This window comes from Nocardiopsis sp. NPDC006198, assembly GCF_040613895.1.
Classification (GTDB): Bacteria; Actinomycetota; Actinomycetes; order Streptosporangiales; family Streptosporangiaceae; genus Nocardiopsis; species Nocardiopsis tropica.
The window spans coordinates 1-9,799 of the sequence record NZ_JBEXSY010000113.1 but is presented as its reverse complement, the minus strand read 5'-3'; the positions used below and the strand labels follow the sequence as shown (position 1 = coordinate 9,799).

The following is a 9,799-nucleotide window of genomic DNA, read 5'->3' as shown; positions in this document are numbered from 1 at the left end:
GGCGGAGGCGTCGAGGAGCGCGAAGTAGATCCTGTTGGTCACGTACTGCGGGAGCAGCGCGTCCAGCGCCTCCTCCGCGGACGGCGGGGAGCGCGAGGCTCAGACCCGCGGGGGCCGAGCCGCTCAGGCCCGCGGGGGCTCCGGCACCTCGACGCCGCCCATCCACCGCGCCAGTCCGTCCCGGTCCACCAGGACCATGTGCTCCGCGCCCTCGCGGGCCGCGGCCTCGGTGAACCCGTTGGAGGCCACGAAGATCCCCTGGTAGCCCTCGAAGCTGCTGTTCAGGATCCCGATGAAGGCGCGGACGTCGTTCGGGGGCACGGGGTGGCGCCACCGCTTGCACTGGACCACCACCTCGCTCCCGCCGGGGGAGCGCGCGGTGATGTCCGCCCCGCCGTCGTCGGCCCCGCCGACCACGATGACCGCCGTGTAGCCGTGCACCCGCATCAGGCCCGCGACGTACTCCTCGAACTCCGTGCCGGACATCAGGTCCAGCTCCGACAGGTCGGTTCGCGCGAGCGCCCGCCTCTCCCGGGTCCTGCGCACACGGCCCACGGCCCACCAGGACAGGGCGGCCACCGCCACCGCCGCCGCGACCCACAGCAGGGGCCTCGGGGCGCTCTGGGCCACCCACGCGCCGACCATGAGCGCCACCACCGCGGCGAGCACGGCGCCGTGCCGGTGTCTCCACACGAACCGTCGTTCCCTCGTTCCGACGTCCACGTTCCTCCCGGGGGCAGGGTCCTCTGCCGGACCCATTCCCCGGGAACGCCGTTCCTCACGGGGATCCGGCCCGCGGCCCTGTGGCGGTTCCCACGGAGCCGGGCGGTGTGCGGCGGGACGGTCCGGGGTTCCGCCCCTGGTCCGGGGGCACCCCGGACGAAACACAGGCGTAACCGGCGGACTACCATGGCCGCGCGGTGTCGACCGGCAACGGCGGCAACCGTCCGGGGACAGTACCCACCGCCCCCGGGGCACACAAGGAAGTAGTCCGATGACGGTCATCAAGAACATCGCCGACTTCGTCGGCCGGTGGTTCGCCCTGCTGGTCCTGGCCGGAGCGGCTGTGGGCCTCGCGGTCCCCGACCAGGCCGCGCTCGTCGCCCCGCACGTCTCCCTGCTTCTCGGCGTCATCATGTTCGGCATGGGCCTGACGATGCGCCCGGTCGACTTCGCGATCGTCGCCAGGCATCCCAAGGCCGTGGTCCTCGGCGTCCTCGCCCAGTACACGGTCATGCCGCTCCTGGGCTGGGGCATCGCCCACGCGCTCGGCCTGCCGCCCCTGTTGGTCGTCGGCATGGTCCTGGTGGGCTCCGCGCCCGGAGGCACCGCCTCCAACGTCATCGTCTACCTCGCCCGCGGCGACGTGGCCCTCTCGGTGGCGATGACCTCCATCTCCACCCTGCTCGCCCCGTTCGTGACCCCGCTCCTCGTGCTGGGCCTGGCGGGGTCGTCCCTGCCGGTCTCGGCCTCCGACCTCTTCCTGTCGATCCTCCAGGTGGTCCTCTTCCCGGTCGTCGCCGGTCTGCTGCTGCGCATGGCGGCGAAGCGGTTCGTGGAGAGGATCCTGCCGGTCCTGCCGCTGGTGTCGGTCGTGGGCATCGTCCTCGTCGTCGCCGCCGTGGTCGGCGCCAACGCCGACGCGGTGCTGTCCACCGGACTCCTCGTCGCCCTGGCCGTGGTGCTGCACAACTCCCTCGGCCTGGGTCTGGGATACCTGGTCGGCATGGTCGGCGGGATGCCCGAGAGCGCCCGGCGCGCGGTCAGCGTCGAGGTGGGCATGCAGAACTCCGGCCTCGCCGCCGCCCTCGCGACCGCGCACTTCGCCCCGCTCGCGGCGCTGCCCGCCGCGCTGTTCTCCGTGTGGCACAACCTGTCGGGCGCGCTCGTCGCGACCTACTGGGCCCGGCGCGCGCCCCGCGACGCGACCGGCACGGAGGAGGCCGCTTCCACGGAGGCGTCGCCCCGGGACTGACCCGCGGCGGCACGGAGGGACGGCCGATCCGGACGCCGTGCCTCGCAGGCCCTCGCCTGCGGGGCACGGCGATGTCACAGGGCGAAGCTCCCTCCGGGTACCGGCCGGGGCCTGCGCCCGGCAGCCCCGCTACGACGCGGCGGCGTGGGTGATGGCCTGGGCGCTGGTCCGCAGCATGTTCCGGCTGATCCACCTGAGCATGCGGTTGGCGATCCGGCCCCGCACGGCGTTGGGCCAGTCCATGAGCAGGTGCAGCCTGGCGTGGTCGCCGACCGGTTCGATGACGATCCGGACCCTGCGGGGGGTCTCGGAGTCCGGGTCCCGCGTCCAGATGACCTCGCGGCCGGGGACGCTGTGCGTGACGGACTCCCGGCTCGTTTCTCCGGACACGGCGGTCAGTTCCACGACACCGTCGCCGAGCTGCCGCGACGACACGGCGGACGGCTCCCACTCGCTCCGGCGCCCCGGGTCGCCGACCAGATCCCAGACCCGTTCCGCGGACACGGGCACCTCGAGGTCGTAGGTCGTGTACTCCCGCCCTTCGGGCGGCTGCCCGTCGAGGTCGGAGCTGTTCTCCGAGGACGACTCGGGGATCTCCAGGGCCTCCAGCGGCTCATCGAGGTCGCGCCGGAACTTGTCGGTGTCCACGTCCAGCTGGTCCAGCAGCCTGCGCACCCGGCCGCCCTCGTCGTCGATCAGCGCCGCGAGCAGGGCTGCGTCGCCCCCGCTCCACGGGCAGTCGATCTCGATCTCCTCCAGGCGGGGGTTGAGCGGGAGGAGCCCCGGCTGCCCACCGCCGGAGGGGGGCGGCACGGGCACGTCGATCCCGAGCAGGGCGAGGTCCTCGCGGAGGATCCCGTCGATCGCGGAGCGTCCCTCGGACAGATTCACCCCGGCGTTCATGAGCAGACGGGCGCCCGGGCCGCCGTTGACGAGTATCCCCAGGAGCAGGTGCTCGAAGTCCACCTCGTACCGGCCCGCGCGCGCCGCCTCACGGCTCGCGGCCTCCTGGATCGCGGCCCGGTCGTAACTCCGACTGAGCAGACCCTGCTTCGGCGACGGGTTCGTCATCCTTGTCCTCTTTCGGTCGCTTCGATATGACGCAGCCGTTTCCCGTACTTCTTGTGGACGGCCTGACGGGTCACCCCGAGTGCGGCGGCGATCGAGGACCACGACTCGCCCGATCGCAGGGCCTCCTCGACCTGCCGCAGTTCCAGGGAGTCGACCACCGCGCGCAACGAGGCGACGGCGCGCAGACCCTGTACGGGGGTCGACGTGTCCGATGCGACGGCTGCCAGTTCTACCGCGTCCATGCTGTCAACCTAGGTTGCGCGACCTTGACTGTCAACCTGGGTTGCGCGTGTGTGCAGGTGCGGGTCCGTGCAGCCGGGAAGGAAGGCGCTCCGGGCGCCATGGGGGTCGAAAACGCCCAGAGGGACCGTTCCGTCGCCTTCGGTGCCGAAGCGCTACCCGTGTCGGACGGGGTTCATGTGTCCTCCCCATGGCCTGAACCGGACACGGCTCTTCCTGTGATCGGCGCACGACCCAGCGTGATTGTTGTCAGGCTTGATGTATGCCTGAGCAACGACGTCCGCTCTTCATCCCCTGCTCCGGGTTCCTCGCGCTCGCCCTCACCGCAGCCCTGGGAAACCCGCACATGCTCCTCGCCCCCTGCGCGCCTCCCACGCAGACCGCCGCCCCGGCCCCCACCCCCGCCGACGAACGGGAGACGGCCGCCCGCCGCCGGGCCCGCGGCGGACACGACCGCGTCCGCGCGCTCACCCGCTGCCCCCGGCCCCCGAAACGCCCCCTGGGCCGGGTCCCGCACCCCCGCTGCCACTTCGACTGACCCCTCCCCACCCAGACGCCGGCGCCCGGGGCCGTGGCGGACCCGGGCGCCGGCCCCCGGGGGGGCACGGTGTGCCTACAAAGCGCCCTCAGGCGTCCGCCCCCGGGACTGCACAGGCGTCGGCGACGGCGGCGGTGTCCCAGTAGAAGGGGCGCACCTCCGTGATGAGCCCGCCCGCCACGACGACCGTCTGAAGGATCGGGAATTCGATCCGCCGCCCGGTCTGCCGCGCGCGTGCGCGGACGTGCGTCAGCACGACGAGCGGCTCCCCCGTGGAGAGGAACCGCTGCTCCACCATGTCGAAGGACTCCCAGGTCCGGCTCATCGCGGTGAAGAACCGCTCCATCCCCCCGTGCCCGCGCCAGGTGCCGCCGTACGGCAGTCCCTCGGCCTGGTGCAGTACCACGTCCTCGGCGAAGCAGGGCGCCAGCTCGGCGAAGTCGGCCCTGCCCGGGCCGCCCGCCGCCAGGTAGCGGGCCTCGGCCGCGTACATGTTCTCCAGCACTGCCACACCGTCTGTCTGTGTCGTCGTCATCCCACCACCCTGCCCGCAGGGGCCGCGCGTGCGCTGGCGGCAATCGGACACCGCGTTCGGCGGGAGGCCGGTTCCACCGCTCCGCCCGCCCCGAACCCCGGACGTCGGCCCTCCGGATCCGGCCCCAACCCCGGGCACCCGCCTCACGCCCCGGCCGTGAGAGGAGATGCGGGGGAACCGCATAGAAGTCGGGGTTCTGACACGAACACCCTTTTGGCCTCTGAACTGCACTGTCAGCGCCGTGAGCCCGTTCGGTCGTGGAACGAACACCCAACGGACAGACTAAGACCCGCTGACAGGGCGACTCTGTCAGCGGGCCGGCGACCGGGCAGGGGTGTGCGCGCGTCCTCGGAGCAGCCCCGGCCGGGATGCGCAGGCCAGGCCCCAGAGGTCGGGAACGCAGGGCCGCGGCTGTGACCGGCCGACCTTCACACGCTGCCATCGAAACACATGCAGCGGGCCTACACGGAGTCGGACACCGCGCCGTGCACTGCGGTCAGGTGAGCAGCACCGCCATCAGGACAAGGCCGACGAGCAGGCCCAGGAAAGCGGCTTGCCACGGGAGGACGCGCCAGCGCCCGACCGTTGCCGCGTGCGTCCCCCGTCCGCTTCCCTCTCTGAGCCGGGCGAGCTCCGACAGGGCTTCGGCGGCACGCTGCTCCCCGTCCTGCGCCCGCTCCCGGTGGAGGTCGCACTGGCCGGTCAGCTCGGCCACCGTCTGCTCGAGCTCCTGTTGGACCTGCAGGAGTTCGTTCTCCCGTACCTCTGCCTCCTGACGTGCACGGACGAGCTCGTCACGCGTTCCGGCGACGCGCCGCTCCTCCTCCTGCGCCCACTCGTAGTGGAGGTCGCGTTGCTGCGAGAGTTCCGCGATCTCCCTCCGAAGAACCTCGTTGCGCTGCAGTTCCGACTCCGCTCGCGCGAAGTGCAGCATGACCTGGTCCTCCTGGAGCTCGTCCCGCTCGGCCTCGACCCGCAGGCGCTGCTCACTCGACTCCCTGAGCTCGCTGTGCAGCTGTTCGATCCTGTGGAGAGCGTGCGTGCGCTCCTCTTCCAGGTGGGCGATGCGTCGGCGCAGGAGGCCGTGTTCGGCCGCCGAGTTCTTGCGGTGTTGCTCCAACTGACGCCGGAGGGAGGAGACCTCCCCCGCCAGCTGCCCCGCCCGGAGCGTCTCGGCTCCGAGGCTGGCGAGGAGTTCCCGTTCCTCGTCGTCCAGACCTTCCCGTTTCCGGGTCAGTACGGTGATCTGCTGGTAGTACACGCCACCGTCGATGTCACGCGCCATCACGGTCGGACTGTGGACGTCGCCGTGCAGCCGGTTCTCGCTGCCGGAAGGCTGCCCGGACCCCCGGGTGTTCCCTGGCTCGTCTGGTTCGGGCATCGCTTCCTCGTCGGACTGGGACCGGATCACGCGGTGGAAGCCGTCAGGCGTCGAGGAAGCGGTGCCCGAACTGCTCCAGCCTGGTCCGGGCTCGGTTCAGTTCCTCCTCGGTGAACAGCGGTGAGAACTCCGGCCGCAGGACCAGCGCCTCCACCGTCAGGTCCAGCCGTCCCCGCTCCCACAGGTTCGCGAACCCGTCCGAGACCGCAGGGGCGTGCAGCAGCTTGCGCGCCGTGCCCAGTGGTCCCAGTTCCGAGAGCATGCCCAGGAAGAACGAGGCGGTGTAGCCCGCTTCGGCCTTTCCGCGCTCGTAGACCGACAGCATCGCGCGGCCGAAGTCGGCAGTCACAGGGCTGTCCGCCGGAGCCTCCCCCTGCGTCCGTGCCTCCTCCGCCGACTCGCCCGCCGCGTCCTGGTCGCGTCGGTTCACGAACCCCAGCAGTGAGTCCACCGACGTGAACACCTCGTAACCCAGCTCCTGGAGCCTCGGCAGGTCCGCCTGGTCGGGGTCCAGCTCGAGTACCACCGGCTTGCCCCACCCGTGCTGGAGGCCGTCCGGCCAGAAGGCCTCGGCCACCGCGATCACCTGCCCCCGCTCGGGGTCGCTGATCGAGGCGTCCAGCTCGGGCTCGGCGTAGCCCAGACGCAGCAGTTCGTCCACCATCTCCCGAACCTGCATGGACCGGGCGTCGTCCGGTTCGCCGGCGACCACAACGACCGGCCTCAGCGGTTCCGCCGCTTCGGCGGTGGAGTCGGAGCCCGAGGCGAGCTCGGACAGGAACGAGTCGGCCGCTTCGGCCAGTAGTTCCCGGCGCGCTGCCAGGAAGTCCAGGTAGTTCTCGACCTTCCACAGGTCGGGGTCCATCGGGATCCACTGCGAGGCCAGCACGCCGGGGTGGCGCTCCTCCACCTCCGGGAAGTACTCCTCGGGGTGGCGGTCGGAGATCTCCAGGTTGGTCTGCTGGGTGAGGAAGCAGAAGTTGGCGAGGGCGTTGACGTGACCGCGCTCGTAGGAGTCACGCAGGGCCCGCTTGGGGAAGACGTGGTGGACCTGGAGCGAGGACAGCTTGCCCAGCAGTTCCGCCTTCAGCTCCAGGCCGCTGCCGAAATCGCGTGCCCCCTTGACCCGGGTGAGCATGTACAGCAGGGGGTAGAACCGCGACCCCTTCGTGGAACCCTCGAAGTCGTGGGAATGCACTTCGAGGCTTCCGCCCCGGGCCCGCTCCAGGTTGGCGATCAGGCCGTCCACCCCGGACTCGGCGACGGTGTCGTAGTCCTGCTGCCAGTAGGTTTCGGTCGATCCGGCGTAGCGCCCCCACAGGGCGCTGTGGACGTACCAGAACAGCACACGGTCCCGGTGGCCGGCGTCCGTGAAGCGCCCGCCGTTGAGCTCCAGCAGCCTGGAGGCGACCGGGATTGCCGCACGCCCCATCAGAACCCGGTCGTGGTCCAGTCCCAGGCGGCCCGACACCGCGTCCAGGAACGTGCCGACGTGGTCGACCGAACCCGAGAGGGCCTGCTGGAACTGCTCGGTGGACACCTTTTCCAGGGCGTCGAACAGGGCGCGTCCGGACGCCACCGCGTTCGCGTTGCGCAGCAGCCAGTCCAGGCTGAAGGAGAAGCCCGCCTCCTCCCAGCGCGCCAGGGCTCCGCGCATGGACGAGCGAGCCTCCGGCCACTGCGAGCACAGCTTGGCCAGCGCCAGGTCGCCCTTGGACAGCTTGGTCCCGCCGGAGTTCACCCGGTTGAAGATGTCCACGACCTCGTCGACGGTCCGCTCCGCGCCGGTAATCTTCTCCTGCGGGAAGTCCTTCTCGGTGATCTGGCTCAGCCGGTTGAGCCGCTCCAGGTACAGCCTTGCCTCGGCGGGGTTCTCGGAGAAGCGGGTCAGGAAGGACACCGGGCCGTTCTGGAAGAGCTCGGTGACCGCCACCCAGTGCGGGTCCCCGTTCATGAGGTTGGCCTGGTAGAAGCGGAACTTCTCCGTGTCCACGTTGAAGTACAGGCCGGTGAACGCCCTGGCGTTGCCCTCGAAGAACGCGGGCGCCCGCCCCCGGACCACCCCGTACAGCGAGGTGACCCGCTGTTGCCCGTCCAACAGCAGCAGGTGGGTGCCGCTTCCCACCAGGCCCCCGCGCACCGCCATGTCGTCGGCCGAGGTCTCCCACAACAACAGGCTGCCCACAGGGTGACCCCTGTACAGCGACAGCATGAGTCCTCGCACCTGGTCCTGGTTCCATACGTAGCCGCGCTGGAACTCGGGCAGCAGGACGGTTCCGGAGTCGATCTGGTCGAGGAGCGTGGACAGTTTCGCCATGGGGCTGTCTTTCGTTTCGGGGGAGGAGGGGCGTGGAGCGTCAGTCGGACAGGAGCGCGTCGATGAACGGGCTGGGGGAGTGGTGCCAGCTCACGGTCAGCTGTTCCCGGGCGCGGGTGCACGCGACGAACAGCAGGCTGCGTTCACGCAGCAGGTCCCGGGCGTGGGCTCCCGGATCCTCGTCCTCCGGGGTGACGCTCTTCGGAGCGGGCAGCTGGTCACCGCTTGTTCCGACCACGGCCAGGCACCGGAACTCCAGCCCCTTCATCCGGTGCATGGTGCTGACCGCCACCCCCTTGCCTTCGGGCGCGCCCTTCGCCAGGGCCCGCGCCGGCAGTCCGGCTGCCTCGAGAGCGGCGACCACCTGCTCCACTGTCCTGTTGGACCGTGCGGCCACGCCGATCTCCTCGGGCAGGACTTCGGAGTCGGTCCAGGATCGCACGGTCTCCGTCAGATGGCGCAGTTCCGTGTCCCAGCTGGTGAATCCCTTCAGGACCGGTTCCGCTCCGCGCATCTCGGAGCGGCAGCCCGCCACGGAGTCGAGTCCGCCGTCCATGTCGTCCACGGCCTGCCCGCGCATCAGTCCCAGGCTCCAGCGCAGGATCTGCGCGGTGGTCCTGTAGTTGATCCGCAGCTTCGACGAGCGGCCGCGGACGTTGACGCCGACCTCGGAGAAACTCACCTGGGGGCCGTAGATGCGCTGGTGGGTGTCGCCGGCGACGAACATGTCGTCGGGTCCCTCGGCGGCTGCCGCTCGCAGCAGACGCCACTGCCCCGGGTACAGGTCCTGGGCCTCGTCCACGACGACGTGGTCGAACGGCTTGTCGTCCCGTTCGGAGAGCAGTCGGGCCCCCTCCTCCACGACGGTCTCGTAGGTCCACAGGCCGCGCTCGGCCAGCAACTCCTGGAAGGCCGTCACTGCCTGCCAGACCTGTGCCTTGGCCGACGCACCGAGCCCCCGCCCCCGGCCGGTGCGTTTGGCACTGAGGTATTCGGCAGCCGTGCGCGCGCCCCGGGCCAGGACGACCTGGCGCCATTCCTCGGAGAGGAAGGTCGCGGACAGGTCCAGGCCGAGCTGGTCCGTCACCTCCTCCCAGAGGCGGCGTTCGCGCTGTGCGGTCACCAGTTCGGGCAGGCCGTGCGCCTCGCGGAACACCCTGTGGGCCAACCGGTCGACGTGTTCCACCCGGACCCTGGACAACACGTCGGGGGCCTCGCCTGCGCCGGTGGTCTCGGCGAGAAGCGTCAGACTCGCCTGCAGCGATTCGGCCAGAGTGGAGGTGAACGTGGTGAGCAGGACCCTGCCGCCGGCCCGGGCCAGACGGTGGGCGCGATGCAGGGCCACCACGGTCTTGCCGGTCCCCGGGCCGCCGCTGATCCTGGCGGATCCCTTGTAGGAGGCGTCGACTACGGCGCGCTGCACGGGGTGCAGGTAGATCCGCCACAGGTCGAACGGGTGCGCCAGCGCGGCCATCAGCTCGTCGGGGCCCTCGACCAGCAGCACTCGGTCCGAGCTGCGCCGGACTGCCGCGTCCAGGTCTTCGGGGTCGACGTCCCCGACGATCGACGCACCGAGTTCGCCCCACACCTCCTCGGGGCTCAGCCCGGCTGCGAGCCCGTACAGGACGTCCCACTGGACCGGGGGCAGCAGCCCGCGTGCGGCTTCGAGCTGGAAGGAGGCCGTGAGCACCCGGACCAGCGGCAGGGTGTGCTCGTCGATACCCAGCCGTCGCAGGTCCGCG

9 protein-coding genes and 1 pseudogene are annotated in these 9,799 nt (G+C 71.0%); 2 read left to right on the top strand and 8 right to left on the bottom strand.

Going from position 1 to position 9,799, the window contains the following annotated elements; all coding sequences use genetic code 11:
* Window positions 1-84 (bottom strand): annotated as a pseudogene (locus ABZ234_RS33460) (F0F1 ATP synthase subunit gamma); the annotation flags it as partial.
* A gap of 39 nt (window positions 85-123) precedes the next feature.
* The gene (locus tag ABZ234_RS33455; protein ID WP_355014710.1) at window positions 124-693 is read right to left on the bottom strand and encodes a restriction endonuclease; all 570 of its coding nucleotides are present in this window, start codon (window positions 691-693) and stop codon (window positions 124-126) included.
* Between the two features lie 301 nt (window positions 694-994).
* Between ABZ234_RS33455 and ABZ234_RS33450 the strand changes: the two genes are divergently transcribed.
* On the top strand, window positions 995-1,975 hold the full coding sequence (locus ABZ234_RS33450; RefSeq protein WP_355014709.1) for a bile acid:sodium symporter family protein: 981 nt from the start codon (window positions 995-997) through the stop codon (window positions 1,973-1,975).
* 129 nt (window positions 1,976-2,104) lie between these two features.
* Here the strand turns inward: ABZ234_RS33450 and ABZ234_RS33445 are convergent, their stop codons facing one another.
* Together ABZ234_RS33445 and ABZ234_RS33440 are read right to left on the bottom strand one after the other, a co-directional pair.
* On the bottom strand, window positions 2,105-3,046 hold the full coding sequence (locus ABZ234_RS33445) for a Clp protease N-terminal domain-containing protein (RefSeq protein ID WP_355014708.1): 942 nt from the start codon (window positions 3,044-3,046) through the stop codon (window positions 2,105-2,107).
* Window positions 3,043-3,288, bottom strand: a complete 246-nt coding sequence (locus ABZ234_RS33440; RefSeq protein WP_267949257.1) for a hypothetical protein — start codon at window positions 3,286-3,288, stop codon at window positions 3,043-3,045. The genes ABZ234_RS33445 and ABZ234_RS33440 overlap by 4 nt, the downstream gene beginning before the upstream one ends.
* A 260-nt stretch (window positions 3,289-3,548) precedes the next feature.
* On the opposite strand from ABZ234_RS33440, the gene ABZ234_RS33435 reads away from it, so the two are divergent.
* Window positions 3,549-3,824, top strand: coding sequence for a hypothetical protein (locus ABZ234_RS33435; RefSeq protein ID WP_355014707.1), 276 nt, complete (start codon window positions 3,549-3,551; stop codon window positions 3,822-3,824).
* Window positions 3,825-3,912: 88 nt separating this feature from the next.
* On the opposite strand, the gene ABZ234_RS33430 is transcribed toward ABZ234_RS33435, so the two are convergent.
* The 4 genes from ABZ234_RS33430 to ABZ234_RS33415 all read right to left on the bottom strand — a co-directional run.
* A complete protein-coding gene (locus ABZ234_RS33430) occupies window positions 3,913-4,359 on the bottom strand; it encodes a nuclear transport factor 2 family protein (RefSeq protein ID WP_355014706.1) in 447 nt (148 codons plus the stop codon).
* 496 nt (window positions 4,360-4,855) lie between these two features.
* Window positions 4,856-5,740, bottom strand: coding sequence for a hypothetical protein (locus tag ABZ234_RS33425; protein WP_355014705.1), 885 nt, complete (start codon window positions 5,738-5,740; stop codon window positions 4,856-4,858).
* Window positions 5,741-5,783: 43 nt separating this feature from the next.
* Window positions 5,784-8,057 carry a DUF262 domain-containing protein gene (locus ABZ234_RS33420; RefSeq protein WP_355014704.1) on the bottom strand — a complete coding sequence of 758 codons (2,274 nt, stop codon included), beginning with the start codon at window positions 8,055-8,057 and terminating at the stop codon, window positions 5,784-5,786.
* 40 nt (window positions 8,058-8,097) lie between these two features.
* Window positions 8,098-9,799, bottom strand: a 1,702-nt coding sequence (locus tag ABZ234_RS33415) for a UvrD-helicase domain-containing protein (RefSeq protein WP_355014703.1), incomplete at its 5' end; no start/stop codon positions are given.